The organism is Pseudarthrobacter sp. NPDC092202, assembly GCF_044755505.1.
Taxonomy (GTDB): Bacteria; Actinomycetota; Actinomycetes; order Actinomycetales; family Micrococcaceae; genus Arthrobacter.
Window position 1 is genome coordinate 1 of the sequence record NZ_JBIVRG010000027.1, and the last position, 16,681, is coordinate 16,681.

Annotated in this window: 13 protein-coding genes; 6 read left to right on the plus strand and 7 right to left on the minus strand. The window is 62.1% G+C overall.

What is annotated here, in order from left to right; translation table 11 throughout:
• The 5 genes from glmS to ACIQF4_RS20790 form a co-directional block, all read left to right on the plus strand.
• Nucleotides 1-1,788: glutamine--fructose-6-phosphate transaminase (isomerizing) (glmS, locus tag ACIQF4_RS20770; RefSeq protein WP_400517807.1), on the plus strand; the 1,788-nt coding region annotated here is incomplete at its 5' end.
• A gap of 151 nt (nucleotides 1,789-1,939) precedes the next feature.
• Complete coding sequence (galE, locus tag ACIQF4_RS20775) at nucleotides 1,940-2,968, plus strand: UDP-glucose 4-epimerase GalE (RefSeq protein WP_400517808.1); 1,029 nt, start codon at nucleotides 1,940-1,942, stop codon at nucleotides 2,966-2,968.
• A gap of 247 nt (nucleotides 2,969-3,215) precedes the next feature.
• On the plus strand, nucleotides 3,216-3,359 hold the full coding sequence (locus tag ACIQF4_RS20780) for a hypothetical protein (RefSeq protein WP_400517810.1): 144 nt from the start codon (nucleotides 3,216-3,218) through the stop codon (nucleotides 3,357-3,359).
• Nucleotides 3,360-3,563: 204 nt separating this feature from the next.
• A complete protein-coding gene (locus ACIQF4_RS20785; RefSeq protein ID WP_400517811.1) occupies nucleotides 3,564-4,907 on the plus strand; it encodes a MinD/ParA family protein in 1,344 nt (447 codons plus the stop codon).
• 396 nt (nucleotides 4,908-5,303) lie between these two features.
• Nucleotides 5,304-6,575: an SGNH/GDSL hydrolase family protein gene (locus ACIQF4_RS20790; protein WP_400517812.1), complete on the plus strand. Its 1,272-nt coding sequence runs from the start codon at nucleotides 5,304-5,306 to the stop codon at nucleotides 6,573-6,575.
• Nucleotides 6,576-7,264: 689 nt separating this feature from the next.
• On the opposite strand, the gene ACIQF4_RS20795 is transcribed toward ACIQF4_RS20790, so the two are convergent.
• From ACIQF4_RS20795 to ACIQF4_RS20805, 3 genes are all read right to left on the minus strand, one after another.
• Nucleotides 7,265-7,729: an Lrp/AsnC ligand binding domain-containing protein gene (locus ACIQF4_RS20795; RefSeq protein ID WP_191034837.1), complete on the minus strand. Its 465-nt coding sequence runs from the start codon at nucleotides 7,727-7,729 to the stop codon at nucleotides 7,265-7,267.
• Between the two features lie 124 nt (nucleotides 7,730-7,853).
• Nucleotides 7,854-8,084, minus strand: a complete 231-nt coding sequence (locus ACIQF4_RS20800; RefSeq protein ID WP_400517813.1) for a hypothetical protein — start codon at nucleotides 8,082-8,084, stop codon at nucleotides 7,854-7,856.
• 432 nt (nucleotides 8,085-8,516) lie between these two features.
• Nucleotides 8,517-8,993: an Hpt domain-containing protein gene (locus ACIQF4_RS20805; RefSeq protein WP_400517814.1), complete on the minus strand. Its 477-nt coding sequence runs from the start codon at nucleotides 8,991-8,993 to the stop codon at nucleotides 8,517-8,519.
• A 305-nt stretch (nucleotides 8,994-9,298) separates the two neighbouring features.
• Here ACIQF4_RS20805 and ACIQF4_RS20810 point away from each other — a divergent pair, with 305 nt between their 5' ends.
• Nucleotides 9,299-10,669, plus strand: a complete 1,371-nt coding sequence (locus ACIQF4_RS20810; protein ID WP_400517815.1) for a DUF4832 domain-containing protein — start codon at nucleotides 9,299-9,301, stop codon at nucleotides 10,667-10,669.
• A 27-nt stretch (nucleotides 10,670-10,696) separates the two neighbouring features.
• Here ACIQF4_RS20810 and galE (ACIQF4_RS20815) read toward each other — a convergent pair whose 3' ends face one another.
• The 4 genes from galE (ACIQF4_RS20815) to ACIQF4_RS20830 form a co-directional block, all read right to left on the minus strand.
• A complete protein-coding gene (gene galE, locus ACIQF4_RS20815; RefSeq protein WP_400517821.1) occupies nucleotides 10,697-11,725 on the minus strand; it encodes a UDP-glucose 4-epimerase GalE in 1,029 nt (342 codons plus the stop codon).
• Nucleotides 11,721-12,803 carry a putative glycoside hydrolase gene (locus tag ACIQF4_RS20820; protein ID WP_400517816.1) on the minus strand — a complete coding sequence of 361 codons (1,083 nt, stop codon included), beginning with the start codon at nucleotides 12,801-12,803 and terminating at the stop codon, nucleotides 11,721-11,723. Before ACIQF4_RS20820 ends, galE (ACIQF4_RS20815) begins: the two co-directional genes overlap by 5 nt.
• Complete coding sequence (gene pelF / locus ACIQF4_RS20825) at nucleotides 12,800-14,449, minus strand: GT4 family glycosyltransferase PelF (protein WP_400517818.1); 1,650 nt, start codon at nucleotides 14,447-14,449, stop codon at nucleotides 12,800-12,802. Before pelF ends, ACIQF4_RS20820 begins: the two co-directional genes overlap by 4 nt.
• Nucleotides 14,450-14,577: 128 nt before the next feature.
• A complete protein-coding gene (locus tag ACIQF4_RS20830; RefSeq protein WP_400517820.1) occupies nucleotides 14,578-15,963 on the minus strand; it encodes a hypothetical protein in 1,386 nt (461 codons plus the stop codon).
• Between the last annotated feature and the right edge of the window lie 718 nt (nucleotides 15,964-16,681).

Here is a 16,681-nt window from a genome sequence, read left to right on the forward strand (position 1 = left end):
GGCTACGACTCCGCCGGGGTCGCCGTGGTGTCCAAGGGCGCCATCGAGTCGCGGAAAAAGTCGGGGAAGCTGAGCAACCTGATCGCCGAGCTGGAAGCGCACCCGCTGCCGGAGACGGTGACGGGAATCGGTCATACCCGGTGGGCCACACACGGCGGGCCGACGGACCGTAACGCGCACCCGCACCTGGCCGACGGCGGCAAGCTCGCCGTGATCCACAACGGCATCATCGAAAACTTCGCCGAGCTCAAGCTCGAGCTGCTGGATAAGGGCGTGACCTTCCTGTCCGAGACGGACACCGAGGTTGCCGCGGCCCTGCTGGCTGACATTTACCGGAACAAGCTCGCCGGGGACACCGCCGAGGGGCGCCTGACCCGCGCCATGGAACTGGCCTGCCAGCGCCTGGAGGGCGCCTTCACGCTCCTGGCCGTCCATGCCGACCAGCCCGACGTCGTGGTGGCCGCCCGCCGCAACTCACCCCTGGTGGTGGGCCTTGGCGAGGGCGAGAACTTCCTGGGCTCGGACGTGTCCGGGTTCATCGACTACACCCGACGTGCCGTGGAGCTGGGCCAGGACCAGATCGTCACCATCACCGCGGACACCGTGGAGATCACCGACTTCTTCGGCAACCCGGCCGCGGGCAAGGAATACCACGTGGACTGGGACCCGGCCTCTGCCGAAAAGGGCGGGTTCAGCTCGTTCATGGAGAAGGAAATCCATGACCAGCCCGACGCCGTGGCGCAGACCCTGCTGGGCCGCTCGGACATCAACGGCAAACTGACCCTTGATGAGCTCCGGATCGACCCGGCGCAGCTGTTGCAGGTCAACAAGATCATTGTGCTGGCCTGCGGCACCGCCGCGTACGCGGGCATGGTGGCGAAGTACGCGATCGAGAACTGGTGCCGGATCCCCACCGAGGTGGAGCTCGCGCACGAGTTCCGCTACCGGGACCCGATCCTGGACGCGAACACCCTGGTGGTGTCCATCAGCCAGTCCGGGGAGACCATGGACACCCTGATGGCCGTCCGTTACGCCCGGGAACAGGGCGCGAAGACCATCTCCATCTGCAACACCAACGGCTCCACCATCCCGCGTGAATCCGACGCCGTGCTCTACACGCACGCGGGCCCGGAGATCGCGGTGGCCTCCACCAAGGCGTTCCTGGCGCAGATCACCGCCGCCTACCTGCTGGGCCTGTATTTGGCACAGCTGCGCGGAAACATCTTCTCCGGCCAGATCAAGGACGTCCTCGCTGACCTGAACAAGATCCCGGCGAAGATCCAGAAGATCCTGGACAACGCCGGGCCCTTGCGTGAACTGGCCCGGTCCATGGCGAACGAGAAGTCGGTGCTGTTCCTGGGCCGCCACGTCGGCTACCCGGTGGCGCTTGAAGGTGCGCTGAAGCTGAAGGAAATCGCCTACATCCACGCCGAGGGCTTCGCCGCCGGCGAGCTCAAGCACGGCCCCATCGCCCTGATCGATGAGGGCCAGCCGGTGTTCGTGGTGGTCCCGTCCCCGCGCGGCCGCGATTCCCTGCACGCCAAGGTGGTCTCCAACATCCAGGAAGTCCGCGCCCGCGGCGCCCGCACCCTGGTCATCGCCGAGGAAGGCGACGAGGCCGTGAAGGCCTACGCCGAGTACGTCTTCTACGTCCCCGAAACCCCCACGCTGCTCATGCCCCTGCTGACCACCGTCCCGCTGCAGATCTTCGCCGCGGAACTGGCCCAGGCCAAGGGCTACGACGTGGACCAGCCCCGCAACCTCGCCAAGAGCGTCACCGTCGAGTAAGACGCGACACAAACAGTGTGAGTGGCAAGCCTTTATTTCGATCTTGTAGCGGTTATGAGCAGTACTACGATAAAACCACTCTGGGCAGTTTCATGCCCGTAACAATCACGCGTTGTCTAGTTCTTTCCACTAGCCGCTTAGACTGATGCATATGAAGGTATTAGTCACCGGCGGGGCCGGTTACATTGGGTCACACACAACGCTGAGACTTCTTGAAGAAGGTCATCAGGTCGTAGTAGTCGATAACTTGATGAACTCCGATCGGGAATCCCTTGTGCGGGTTGGAACGCTGACCGGACACGAAGTCGAACTCAGAATAGCCGACCTATTGGACGAGGCGACGGTTGACGCTATTCTCGCCGAAGGTGGGTTTGAAGCTGTAATCCATTTTGCTGGTTTGAAGGCGGTGGGCGAGTCTGTTGAAATCCCTCTTCAATATTACAGGAATAATGTTGTTGGCACGCTGAATTTGCTCAGTGCAATGCAGAAAAACGATGTTAGGACTCTCGTTTTCAGCTCCTCAGCGACGGTCTACGGTGCGAATGAGAATGTTCCTCTAAGCGAGGAATGTGAGCTTGACGCAACCAATCCGTATGGACGAACAAAAGAGCAAATCGAAGATATTCTGTCCGACCTCGGAGCATCGGACCCCAGATGGAGGATAGGTCTTCTTCGGTATTTCAATCCTGCTGGAGCTCACGATTCTGGGCTCATTGGAGAAGATCCTCGAGGTGTGCCAAACAATCTACTTCCATTTGTTGCCCAAGTTGCGGTAGGCCGTAGACCTGTAGTGAAAATATTCGGAAGTGACTATCCGACCTCAGATGGCACCGGCGTCCGGGACTACATACATGTTATGGATTTGGCAGACGGTCACCTGGCCGCTCTGGCTTACCTCAGTCAATCGGTGGGAATCCACAGGTGGAACCTCGGTACCGGGCGCGGATCATCCGTGCTTGAGGTAATCGAGGCGTTCGGTGCGGCTGCTGGCATTTCTATTCCGTATGAGTTGGCCCCTAGGCGCCCAGGGGATGCCGCGATTAGTTATGCAGATCCTTCACTGGCGCTGGGGGAGTTGGGATGGTCGGCGGAGCGCACCCTTGAGAAAATGTGTGAGGACCATTGGCGTTGGCAAGCGAGTAATCCTGCTGGATATGCAGGGACCGAGGTGTCACGATAAATCTCCTTATCCAAGTACATGGAGTGGGCATCGATACTTAGTCGTAGCTGATGTGTACGAGGAAGAGGTCAATCTATGCAGTGTCAATAGTGGCATCACATATATCGCTCGGCGACTACGGAAAAGCGACAAGAGTGGCGGAAGAGCGCGTCGTATAAGCTTGACTTGACTTGTCAAATGCGTGACGGGCCGGTAACGTCCCGATGGATTCTATTGGGGGATCGCTGCCAACCAACGGAGGCCTGTTGTGGATATACCCGAGTACGCGTTTGCCTTCTGTGTGCTGCTGGGCACCCTGTTGGTTCCCGTCTTTGTCCTCTACCAGATACTCAGGCACAAGCGCCGCGCCGTCCGGCTCACCATGCCCAGTACGTCCCGAGGTAACCGCTGATAGCCATGCCGTACGTCGACATCAATCCACACAGAATCCGACCCAAATGGCTGGGCGCCGTCGTCCTTACCGTTCTTCTGCTCCTTACTACAGCGGTGGTAGCGACAGCGCTCACCCGCATCTGACTCGGCGACTGGGCCACAACGTCTAGACTTACTGTTTGAACCAGTGCACATTAGATTGCCGAACGTCCTGGGGGACAAAATGCCCGATCCGGCGGATCAGAACGCACGCGCCCACGCAGAGGATGCAGGGCAGCCGCAGCGGCGCCGACGCCGTGACCTTCGTCGCGAAAACGGTGTGCTGACGGATGCCCGGACAGGAACCATGCCAGTAGTCACACCCAACCCCTTCGGCCGGGCTGAGCCAGACGCACCACAGACGCGACGGACGTCCTGGGCGGAGGCAGCTGCAGCTGCTGACGCAGCAAAGCCGGCCACTCAGGTGCCTGCTCCCACCCGGCTCCCGGCGTCAGCGCAGCAGAGTCAAGCGGACGCCACCGACTCTGTGCCGGATGCAGCTTCGCAAGTGCCGCCGGTGCTGTCAGATGCCTCTGCTGAGGCTCCCGCCTTCCGTCGGACGCGGCCCACGGTAGCAGACACGATCGCTGAGAGTCCCATGCCGGACTTCACCAGTTCTCCGGGCTTGTTTGTGAAGGAACAAAAGCCACGCCCCAAGGGCGGCGTCCGCGGTGCGATCTACAGTATGACCGGTGGTGCCTGGAATCTGGGTCCCGGCCCGAAGCAACGCCAGGAAGAAGATCTGGGCCGCCGCATTTCCAGGCAACTCCAGGGCAGTTACAGCACTGCTGTGCTAAGCCTCAAGGGCGGCATCGGAAAAACGTCCACGACAGTGGGCGTAGGTCTGACACTCGCCGAGTATCGCGGCGATGCGCCCTGCGCCATCGACGCAAACCCCGACTCCGGGGACCTGGTTGAACGCGCGCTGGGGGAGGGTATCTATCAGCAGTCCAGCCCTCGCACCATCACGGACCTGTTACGGAACATCGAATCCATCGACTCCCTTACAGCGCTGTCCCGCTACCTGCACCACGCCGGGCGGCTGCACCTCATCGCCGGGGAACAGGACCCCGAGGTCTCCGACTCGTTGACCGCCGAGGAGTATCTGCGGATCCGCAAGCTCATATCCGCGTATTACTCCGTGGCGCTAACCGATTGCGGTACCGGCGTTACCCACAACGCCATGAGCGGGATCCTGCAGTCAGCGGACAACTTGGTGATCGCCGCTGGCTACGCGGTGAGCGGGGCTAAGCGTGCCCGCAGCACCCTTCAGTGGCTGGCCGGCCATGGCTACGAGGACTTGGCACGGAACGCGATCGTGGTGATAACCGACAAAGACGAGGTTTCGTCGCGCGTCGACAAGGACGCCATCGAGGAACACCTAGCCGGCATTTGCCGCGATCTGATTGCTGTTCCACATGATCGCGGTGTTGCTGACGGTGACCTCGTCACCTTGGACGTGCTCAAGCCGGAGACTCGGCGAGCGTACAAGGAGATTGCCGCGGCTATAGTGGACGGCTACCGGTAATCAACACGGCGCCAGGTCATGCAACCTGCGCTCCGTCATGCCTTAGGGTCGAATAGCCGGGCTTGCGCTGACCTTCGGTGCTGGTGCTATACATGAGTTCATGCGAATCACTATGCCTCCGGGGGAAGGCCTCGATCCTCTGGATTGTCCGCACCAATTCGTCGGCCGTTGCGGCGGCTGCCATGATGCCAGCGAGAGCAGCAGGATCCAACGAGACCCTGAACCGTTGAGGACCTGCTAGCCCCTTATCATTGGAGCAGTCACATCTCTTGGGGGATTCCTTTGAAACGCTTTGCCCTGCTCTCCGCTGCTGTCGTTCTCGCCCTTACTGGGTGCGCTCAAGCGGCACCGCCAGTGTCGGACCAGGTTGCGTCGTACTATGCGTCGAATACAGCCTTGCCTGAGCAGACCAAGGACCCCGCTCTGCAACCGCTCAGGTTCGGCGTCGGCACTAAGACTGTGATCTTTGGGGATTCATGGACCGAGGGGCTGTTTATGCACCCGAAGACCTTGGGTTTCGCGCACGTGGCTGCGTCCCAGCTGGAACTGAACGCACAGGTACTTGGCGGCAGCGGCACAGGCTACCTCAGCCCCGGGAACGATGGGCTGGGGACGTACGAGACGAGGCTAAAGGCGCAGTCCGGACCGGACTTGGAGTTGCTGATCTTGCAGGGCAGCGTGAACGACACTAACAAGACCATCGCGGAGTTGGGGCAGGCGTTCGACAACACTGTTGCGGCCGCACGTACTGCTTACCCGAACGCCCAGATCGTCATCCTCGGGCCAGCGCCCAGCAAGCTCCCCGTCCCACAGGTCGTCTTCAACGTTGACAGTATTCTCGCGGGGAAAGCCGCGCAATTCGGCTTCCACTACATCTCGCCGTACGCGAACCAGTGGTTGGACGAGGGTAACTACCCGGTTTACATGAACGCCGAGAACACGCACCCAACCGTTGAGGGTCACGTTTATCTGGCGACAAAGCTGACGGACGCCCTCAAGGCCGCTCGCGACATACCGGCACCGGCGGAGTCGCCCAGGGTGGTGACGCCAACCAGCTCGCCGCTTCCGACGTCGGCCGTGAAGCTGTCTGCTGTACCGTCAGGTGCGCGGGTGCTGTTCCTTGGGGACTCCTACGCCGCGGGGGTTGGTGCCGCTAACGCCCAAGTGGAGGCGTTCCCTGCCGTTCTTGCTGCAGGCCAGGGCTGGAGCGCGGACGTGGAAGCCGTCCCGGGTACGGGATATACCAATGACAACGGACAGCCTGGCTCCGCCTACTCTGACCGGGTGAAGCAGGTTCCCGGAGGGGACTACGATCTCGTTGTTATCCAGGGCGGGCAGAACGACCGCCGCGCCGACGCGGACGCTCTGAACACCGCCGTGAAGAATGTTGTTTCCGAAGCTAAGCAGAAGTGGCCCGCCGCGCAGATTGTGGTCCTCGGCCCTTCCGCGCCCCAGCCGTTAGGGGCGGGGCTGACGGAGGCTACCTCCGTGATTGAGGCTGCGGTCGGTGACAGCGCGGTATTTATCAATCCGGCGAGACTTGCGTGGTTCACAGAAGCCAACTCTGCAGGCCTCGCCGCGCCAGATGGTGCTCATCTGAACGCGGCGGGCCACGCCTACCTTGCGGAGAAGATCGCGGAAGCAATCAACGCCGCGACTGCCGGCTAAGCTAGCCGACACATACCTGCGGATGGAGCGCGGGTACGTTGCCCGCATTGGGGAGGATGGCCCGACGGGGTCCGTTGAAATCGCTGTAGTAATCGCTTGCGTACTCATCGTTATTGCCCGAATATCGTGGGAGACGCGAGCCAACCACCCGGGCAGTGAACGTGAAGCCCTGAGTAGCTGGTTCGGTGAGACAGGCGAGCCGAGCCGATGACGCTGCGTCGAACTCGGAAAGCTGATCAGTAAACGTCGTTGCCGCATGTAGTCGCTGCGCTTTCCTGATGACCGAACGGCCCATAGGGCGGTGCCGGTACCGACGAGCACGAGTCGTGGCTCGGTCACTGTTGAGCCTGCTGGGATCACGAATTTAGGCGTAACCCACACCCCCTTGTTCGCTCTGAACGTAGCCGCGGGCCAGTGGTGCGGACCCTGCGAAAGCAGCATTTTTGGCGATAGCGCGAGTGCGGAACTGGGAGACGCCGCCCCAGTTAGCGGTCTCCGTTTCGAACTCGGTGAAACCCGGTCGGTGGCGCCCACGGCGAGCTGACCCGCGCCCTCCGAGGGGCATGGACACAGGTGGCACGAAAAAGGTAATCCTGCGCTAATGCTTGGATTGCAATGAGGTAGCACGTCGAACTTGGGCCATTCAGAGCTCTACCCAACGACGGGAAGGGCGAAGGCCCGCTCTTGGCCTACCGCGTATCCAGATCCTCAAACACCAGAAACGTCTGGGTATCCAGCACGCCCGGCATGGACTGCAGCTGGTCGAAGATGACCCTCCGCAGGTCGATGTTGTCCACGGCGCGGACCAGCAGGATCACGTCGAAGTCGCCGCCCACCAGGGCCACGTGGTGCACCTCGGGGATGGCTCCCAGCTGGTCACGCAGTTCCCGCCACGCGTCCTGCTTCAGTTTCAGGGTCACGTAGGCGGACGACCGCAGCCCTGCCTTGATGGGATCCACCAGCGCCGTGAACTTGGACAGCACCCCCTCACCCGTGAGCCGGGCGATGCGCGTGTACGCGTGGGCCCGGGAGATATGGACGTTCTCCGCCACCTGCGTCACGGACATCCGGCCGTCCCGGGTCAGCTCCGCAATGATCCTGCGGTCGATGTCGTCCAACGGGACAGGTTCGGTCCCGGCATCCCTTGCTGCCACGTTGCCCAAGGCCCCTTCAGTAAGCTGGCTCACATTTGCAATTCGTCTCCCAGTGTAGGGCGAATGGCACAGCTTTGAGCGGCTCGGGCCGCTGTGGGGTACGAAACTCAGCAAGGGGCCGCAGCTACGAGGACGTGCGGCTCTCCGCCTCCTGCAGCTCGGCCGCCCTGCGGATGAAGTCGCAGTCGCTGGAGGACAGGCTGATTTCACCGTGCCTGTCCTGCTCTAGCTCGGTGCCGGTGGCCTTGGCAATTGATGCCACCACCGTGCGGGGAAGGATCCTGCAGCCGGGGTTCTCCACCAGCCACTGCCGCGTCTCTGGCTCCAGCCGGTCCCACAACTTCTCAATGCCCATTACAGCTGCCCCGCCCTTTGTAATTTCCGCATGCATGATTCGGCGCCCCCGAGGTACGGGCGGCGCATGGTTCTCCGGTCCGCGACAGCCGCAGGAAAGGCTGGCCGGTGCAAAATCGTTCAGGGGCGGAGGGAACCGCACTGTCCCCTCCGCATCCATCGCCGCACCATGCGCCCCCAACACGGGAAAACCCTGCCACCTGGTACGGAGCTTCTCCCTGCCTGAGGCGTGGAAAAGATCCCTTGTGATGCAACGGAGAGACCTTTCCGTCAATCGCGTCCCCATGAGTGTGTTCCCCATGCGGATTGGGGTCAAGGGCCTTCCGTCCCTATCCGGTCAGCCAATTTGTCCACCTCAGATATCCGTAACCTGGCTCGCACTGCCAAATCGTCTTCCAGAAACGGCGTCAGTGTTCAGCTTCTCCAATCGCATTTACCGGGTGCGATCCACGGATCCTGCCCGGGTCCATTGATCGAGAATGTGCACCGTCTGGCTGCCACACCGGTCAATGGGCCCAAGGAATGTGCCGGCCAGCTTGGGCATCGTCATCGTGTCTGAGCGCGACGCCCCGCCGCGCACTTCCGTTTCCAGATCCGTGGCCAGGGCGGCCAGCCGCTCTGCACCCACCATCTGGCTGGACGTTTTCAGGCTTAACACTGCATCGACGGCTGCTTCCAGATCTCCGGTGGTCAGCGCCAGCCGCAACCGTTCGATCCTGCCTGGGAGACATGCGATGAAGTTGGCAACAAAAATTTTCGTGTACCCCTCGCCGTCGTCATCCAATTCTCTTCCCAGACGGTCGAGGACTGACCGGTCCACGAGCGGCCAGGCGGCGTCCGCAGCGCCGGCCGCGACGGCCCCTTGCAGCGGCGTTCCCCGCTCATCCTGCCGGGTTTGGTGATGACTCATGTTTCCTTCCTTGGGCCGGGGCTGATCCCTTCCCCGAAATTCTGAAAAAAGATTTGAAGCTTTCCTGCGGACAATCCTGTTTCGAGCCTTATGATCAAGTCCGATGTGCTGAATTTGCAGTGCCGCCAGGGGTGGTGGCGTGGTGCGTCGTGGTCTCACCGGTGTTTGTCACTGCTTGGTCTCATTGGTGCTTGTCACCGTGTCTCAGGGGGAAGTGCAAATTGAATACATTGAGGTATTGCCTGCTGGGGAGCAAGCAGCGCGGACGGCTTTTTGCTGCCGCCTTTGTCTCGTGCTTTGCAGCCGTGCTGTTGCTGATAGTCCCGTCCGCGTCCACCATTCCTGCAGCGGAAGCGGCGGACCCCTCCGGGGAGTGGGTATCCCTGGCGGCTGGTCCTGTTCCCGCCAGTAATCCATTGGCGGGTTTCGTTCCGTACGCAGGCAGTTACAACGGTTTGCCGCACTCCATGGAGTGGTTCTACGTCCCGGTCAACTCGGTTGTGGTAGGGCCCGGAACGTACAACTGGTCCAGTTTTGACTCGCAGTTGAACGCGATCTCCGCACGCGGCCACCAGGCAGTGTTCAGGTTCTACCTCGATTACCCCGGAAAGGCCTCTGGCATTCCCGGATACCTTTTGACCTCGGGGCTTGCCACCCGCACCTATACGGACCACGACAACGGCGGCGTGAGTGTCTCCCCGGATTACGAGGACCCACGCCTGCTGGAAGCCCTGGATGGTTTCATCACAGCCCTGGGGTCCCGCTACGACGGAGATCCGCGCATCGGTTTTATCCAACTGGGCCTCCTGGGTTTTTGGGGTGAATGGCACACCTACCCCCATGACGGGTGGGCGAGCCCCGAGAATTGGCTTGCATCCCCGGCGACCCAGCAGCGGGTGCTCCTGGCCTACACCGGCGCTTTTAAGAAAACGAAGCTTCAGGTGAGGTACCCGGATGCGGCCAACAGCAGCCTGAACGTCGGCTACCACGACGACTCCTTCGCTGTGGGAACTTTGCCGGGAATAGGTTGGCACTTCATGGACAAACTCATGCAGGCCGGCGCGACGGAGAAGTGGCTCTCCCAGCCCGTGGGAGGAGAACTGCGACCTGAGATCCAGCACTGCATTTTCAACGCGCCAATGAACTGTCCGGTAATTGAAGACGGGGCCGATAACGACTTCGCAGGAAGCGTCAAAGCGACGCACGCCTCCTGGCTGCTGAACCACCACGCATTCAGTCCGGGATACACGGGACAGGCGCTCAGTAACGCCACGGCAGCGTCCCAGTCCCTGGGCTACCGGTTCCAAGCGACAGCCTTCGCCCTGACCCGGGGGTCTGCGCAGGGACAGAGTGATCTCAGTGTGATGGTCCGCAATGTGGGAGTGGCACCTTTCTATTACGACTGGCCCGTGCAGGTCGCCGCCGTCAACAGCACGGGGAAAATCGCGCGGACATGGACCACGCCGTGGAAGCTTTCGGCGGTGAAACCGGGGACCACTGTCCAGTGGAAAGCATCTGTCAGCAGCAGCGGACTGGCCCCGGGGTACTACACCCTCCTGGTGAGGCCGGTCAACCCCCTGGCAAACGGAGTGCCCCTGCGCTTCGCAAATGCTTCCCAGGACCAGACCAAGACAGGGTGGCTGACGCTCGGCCGCAAGTATCTGCCGGCTCCGTGATTTGGAAGGACGACGGCGGCGCTTGGGTTAGGAGGGTAGTGTGCTGGTCCTGTAGCCGTGGGGGTTGTTTTGCTGCCAGCGCCAGGAGTCTGCGCACATGCTCTCCAGCGTTTCTGTTGCCTTCCAGCCCAGGTCGTGGAGGGCCCTGGACGGGTCGGCCAGGCTGACGGGGGCATCACCCGGGCGCCGGTCCACCAGCTCGTAGGGGACGGTGGCGCCCGATGCAGTTTCAAAGGCATGGATGATTTCCAGGACTGAGTAGCCCTGGCCGGTTCCGAGGTTCCACGTGTGCAGCCCCTGGTGTTCGGCCAAGAAGTCCAGCGCCGCGGCGTGGCCTGAGGCGAGGTCCATGACATGGATGTAGTCGCGGACTCCGGTTCCATCAGGTGTGGGGTAGTCGTTGCCGAAAACACTGACCTTGTCCCTGCGGCCCACGGCCACCTGGGCGACAAACGGGAAGAGATTGTTGGGCGGACCCTGCGGGTCTTCCCCGATGAGCCCGGAGGGGTGCGCGCCTACAGGGTTGAAGTAGCGCAGGAGTGCTATCCGCCACCGCTCGTCAGCGGCCTGGAGGTCCGTCAGGATCTCTTCGATGTGCTGTTTGGTGCGGCCGTAGGGGTTGGTTGCGCGAAGCGGTAGGTCCTCCCTCAACGGCATGTCGGGGTTCGAGCCATAGACAGTGGCCGATGAGCTGAACACCAGGTTCCTGACGCCATGGGCGTCCATGGCTTCCAGGAGGTTCAGTGTTCCGCTGACGTTGTTGCGGTAGTAGCGCAGGGGCTGGCTGACGGATTCTCCGACGGCCTTGTAGCCGGCAAAGTGGATCACTGCCTCAATATCGCCCTGGCTGAAGATCTTCTGCAGGCAGGAGGGATCGGCGATGTCCCCTTCCACGAAGGAAACGTCCCGTCCCGTGAGTTTCTGCACCCGCAGCAGTGACTCAGAGAGGGAGTTGCTGAGGTTGTCGATCACCGTGATGTCGTGCCCGGCCTCGAGCAAACCGAGGATTGTGTGCGAGCCGATGTACCCGCAGCCGCCGGTGATGAGTATCTTAATTTTTCTGCCCTCGCTGATAGATGACGCCCCGTTGTGCAGGCAGGACCATGGATGAAGGGGCCGGGTTTCCGGCTGCGTCTACCAGGCCGGACGGCACGCTGATCCGGCGCCTGCGGCGGCCGTCGTTGTTGAAGTTCACGGCAGCCCATCCGTCGCTGAAGTCCCTGGACCAGACGTGATGGCGGCCCTTCGGCTGTTCCTTGGGCTTGCCCAGCGCCCAGTCGAGTTCGGGAATGTGCTGCGTGCGGCTGTAGTCGTCATGCGCGGTGGCCGAGAAGGAACCCCGGCCGCCGCTGAAGATCCAGAAAGCCGCCAGGCCGTACGTGAAGTTGGGATGGTTGTCATCCCCATCGGTTGGCACGCGCAGGATGGACAGGCCCGGGCCTTCCGCCTGGGGGAGCTGTGCCTCGGCAGTGTGCGGATCAAAAAGGTTCTCCGGCCCGTAGCCCAGCCATACTTCTTCGAACCCGCCCCCGTAGGCTGCGTGGGAGGCCCACCGGCCAGGGAGCCGCCGTGATTCGGCGATGTTGGGCACCAGGATCTTTTGAACTCGGTTCAGGGACTGGCCGGCGGCGTGCACCAGGAGGTCAAGCCCGTCCCGCAGGTCAGCCATCGACGCGGCTTCCCGGATGGGCAGGTTCAGCTGGTAGTAGTCCTCGAACACGTCGTTATCAGCCATCACGCCGTCGAAGGGCGAGTCAGCCAGTTCCGCAGTGACATTGTGGACCCAGCGCGCACGGTACCCGGGATCCTGCACGTTCATCTGCCAGTGCCCGCCGTAGCCGTTCCACTCGATGCGGGAACCGTCCAGCCGGGTGGCGAACCAGCTCCCTCCCTGGTCCTCCGCTTCCTTGTACGACACACCTGAGGTGTAGACCGGCCCGGGCTCGTAAGCCCGGGTAGAGGACAGGCATTTGTAGCAAAGGACTGTCATGTCCGGGCGGCGCCGCTTGAGCTCAGCTGCCGCGTCCAGTTCCCAGGGCTGCAGGATGGCGGCGCGGTAGTGCTCGGCCGCGAACGCCGTCTGCTCCGGGGTGATCGGATCGCCGTAGCGGATCCACGCGCCAACACCGCTCACAGTTCTGCCGAAGCCAGTTCATCGTCCGGCTGCTGAACCATGGCACCGACAACCGGAAGATCGCCCAGGGCACGGTAGATCTGGTTGTACGAGGACATGACCTCGTGCATCTGGAAAAGCTCCTGGACCCGCAGGCGGGCGTTGGCCGCGTAGGCGGCGTAGGAATCAAGGTTGCCGATGACCGCCTGGATGCCGTCAGCCATCTGTTGCACGTCGCCCGGCGTGACGGTTTCACCGCAGGGACCTATGGTGCGCCCGTCCGCAGTGATGAGGTCATCGGCGATCTGCTGCGCCACGCCTCCCACATCGGAGCCAACAGTGGGTATGCCGGCGGCCATGGCCTCGAGGATGACGATCGGCTGGCCCTCGTTGTAGCTGGGAAGGACTAGGAGGTCGAACTGGTCAAGCATCTCCCGGACGTGGACTGTCCCGTGGATGGTGACGTGGTCGTGGAGGCCCAGCGCGTCAATCTTCGCGAGGCAGGCTTCGAAGTATTCGGGTACATGCTCGGTGGGGCCCAGGACGTCCAGGTGCAGGTTGGGGTACCCGCGGTCCCGCAGGATGTCCATACTGGACAGCAGATCCAGGAGACCCTTGATGGGGACTACCCGGGCGATGTACACAAGGTGCCAGACGTAGTCCGCGCCTTCCTGCTCCATTGTGGCCAGCGCCTGCTGGCGGGCGCGGTATTTGTCGTCGAACTCTTCAATGACCATGCCGTTGGGCACCACCACTGATTTGTCGATGTCGGTCCCCAAGCGGGCTGCCTCGGTGATGGCACTCGGGTAGAGATAAGTGATGAGCCGTGCGCTGGGATAGCAGAACCGGCCCATTTCCGTCCACCAGGCCATCCAGGCGCGCTGGTCAGCGGTCACGTCGAATGTCCGGTAGTCGTCTGCGGTGATGGACAGGGCCATGTTGCGGTCCAGCAGGGTGTTCACGGTGTCGCGGACGTAGAGGTTGTGCTCCGTCAGCAGGAAGGAGGTGTCATGGTCCCGTGCTGCTGCTGCTCCAAGCAGCGAAGCATAGCCGGTGGTGTGGGCGTGGTAGACGCTGGCGCGGGGCATCGTCTCACCGAGCACGGCGAAGGCGAGGGAGAAAAAGTTCCGCAATGTCCAGAACGAGTTCGCCAGGGAGAGGTCCAGCTGGGGCATGCGGTCCTGCAGGGTCTGCATGAATTCCCTGGACCCGAGCAGGGCCCAAAGGGGGTATTGGCGGGTGCGCTCGTTCAGGCCTTCGTCGATCAGTTCCCACAGTCCGTCAACTTCGCCGTGTTCGGACAATGCGTACAGGGCGTCAAAGAGGCGGTGGGAGAGTTCCTCCCGCTGCGGTGCCGTCATACCCAGGTCTTTGACCGATACGGCCAGGAAGTCCTGCCGGTGTTCTTCCATGCTGAGGAATACCGTGCGGACCCAGCGCACATTGGAGGGCATTCCGTACAGGTCGGTCAGCGGCGCATCCGAATCCCACGTGATGTGGATGATGCCGTAGCTCAGGTCAGGATTGTGGGTCACGATGTCGTGCACCACTGCGGAGACGCCTCCCTTGAGGTACGGGTAGGTGGACTCCATCACGATGGCGACATCGACGTCGTCGTACACAGGCTTGGGAGCCGGCCCCGTGGCGGCGGTGGCTGCTGGAGGCAAAGCCTTAGGCTGCGTTTTCCGGCTTCTGGCAATCGAGTACAAAGTTTTCCCCTTAGGCATTCTGGACAGTTCAGACGTAGTGGTATGACGGGGCGAAGCGTCTTCGCCGGTGACGTGCGTGCGGCGGCTCACCAGGTGGTGGCGTGGCGCCAGAAGAGCGTGTATTCCGGCTGGCTCCAGTGATGCTTGTAAAGCATCCAGGCGACGCCGATGAGGACGGCGTCCACAGCCCCCAGCAACAGATAACTTCCGGCGGCACCCGTGAGGGGACCGAACAGTCCGCCGGCCGCGAAAGCGAGTACACAGACCGTCAGGTGGACTGCTCCGAGGATCTGGGGTGTGGCCTTTTCGCCGATGAAATCCAGTTCGTAGCTCAGCAGGGTCAGGACCATGAATCCCCACGATGCCGCGGCAGCTGCCACAGCCAGCAGCGTGTGCACGGGATCAATCCCTGCCATGAGCAGGGATACGGACAGTGTCAGCAGGGCCGCGATAGCGCCGGTGAGCACTACGGACCGGTCGACAACACGGGTCAGCCGCCGGGAACTGCCCTTGAGCGAGCTGATGGGCGCATCGGCGATGTCCCGGTGCAGGCCGTGAAGAGCCCGGTCCACCCCCGGTGCCAGGTGGACGAAGTAGAAGTTGTAGGCAATGACCGCCGGCAGCATGGCAGCGAACACTGCAACCACCTGGAAGTCGCCTTTGGTCACCAGGAACAGGGCGAACTTGTCAGCCCAAAGGACTGCGCCCATGAGGAGCCCGCGGACCAGGTCGAGGCCGAAGACGCGCATGCCCAGGCGTTGGGCGAAACCCAGGTGGCGAAGGCCCGAACGCATGGCCACGAGCTGCGTGACGGTCCCGACCAGGGGCGGAAGCCACCACACGGTGGGAGCGATGAAGAGCGCAGCTGCATAGCCGGACCAGGCGATGGCCCACAGTCCACGTCGGTTGGCCACGTTGGCCAGTACCAGTGACTGGACAAACAGCAGGTGCAGGACGCAGAGGACTGCATAATCGAGCATCACCGTGGCGGACCATCCCGACGCCAGCCACATGGGCACGGCGAACACCGCGATCAGGGGCAGGGACTGCACGAAGATCATGGGCCAGAACTGGCAGAACCTCCGCGTGATGTCCTCGAGGTTCCGCTCGGCCATGAGGTCTCCGAGCACCCGGTAGATCGGCAGGCATGCTGCCTGGGCCATCCAGGGCACGGTGATGGAGGAGGCCAGCACCACCAATGTCAGCGGCACCCCGTCGACGTCCACGGCAGCCATGGAAGGGCTTACCAATGGGTACACGATGTTCAGCAGGAGTACGGGGGAGAGGTACAGGAGAAGGGCGGCCCCCAGCCGCTCAGGTGCCTGAGCATCCCCGCCCCGGCTCGGCCCCGCTATGCCGGGCCTGATGATCAGGGCGAGAGCCAGCACGAACGGCAGCGCCGCTGCGGCGAAGACGGGAAGGTCTGCGCCGTTCGGAAAGAGTTGAACGACGGAGGGTACAAGAGCCGACAACGCTAGTCCTACGACAATGACCATGGACATCTGACGGGTGTACGAATCGTGCAACAAGGACTTCAAAAGGTGTGTTCTTTCCTCTAGGACAAGCTGGTGCGCTCGGTTGAGCCGGGTTGAAAAACGCCTGGCCAGGCCGCTGGGCGGCTTGCATCCGGGCATGAAGAAGCCCGCCGGTCCCTCTTCGATGATGAGGACGCGGCAGGCAGTGACGGTGCTATTTAGGGCGGAGCTCGGTGGGCGGACGGGTAAGAGGAGTCGACGGCGGACTGGGGGACCAGCCCGGTCTCAGGAGGCTAGCTTCCGCCGTCGACTCCGGCTGGTGCCGGCCCCCGCGAGGGGGCCGAAATCTAACAACATAATTAGAAACAGGAAATCGTGATCAGTGCACGAGTAGCGGGTACTCTATTTCTCGCAGCAGCATTACCTGCCCTTCCTGCTACAACCAATTGAACAGGTGGGTTCTCAGAATTTTCTTTCGTATTACGCAAGGCCCGGTCAAATTAGGCCTAATTCTCAAGATTTCCTCAGCATTGATGCGTTGAGCCCTGTGTGGTGCATCACCGCAGTTCAAGCGCTTGTGAGCTGCGCCACCGGGCGGTCGGCAAGCTTGCGTGGCGCAAATGTGGCTCTTCGCAGTTGAGGGTGTAGTCGAGGGTCGGCGGCTGGTTCGTGGATAGACGTCGAGGTCTTCCAGGATGGAAGTTCTCACACTGCC

Bases quoted from the DNA above. Each gene is read 5' to 3' on its own strand.
- galE (WP_400517808.1), top strand. From the start codon at position 1,940: ATGAAGGTATTAGTCACCGGCGGGGCCGGTTACATTGGGTCACACACA.
- ACIQF4_RS20800 (WP_400517813.1), bottom strand. From the start codon at position 8,084: ATGGGCATTGAGAAGTTGTGGGACCGGCTGGAGCCAGAGACGCGGCAG.
- ACIQF4_RS20785 (WP_400517811.1), top strand. From the start codon at position 3,564: ATGCCCGATCCGGCGGATCAGAACGCACGCGCCCACGCAGAGGATGCA.
- ACIQF4_RS20805 (WP_400517814.1), bottom strand. From the start codon at position 8,993: ATGAGTCATCACCAAACCCGGCAGGATGAGCGGGGAACGCCGCTGCAA.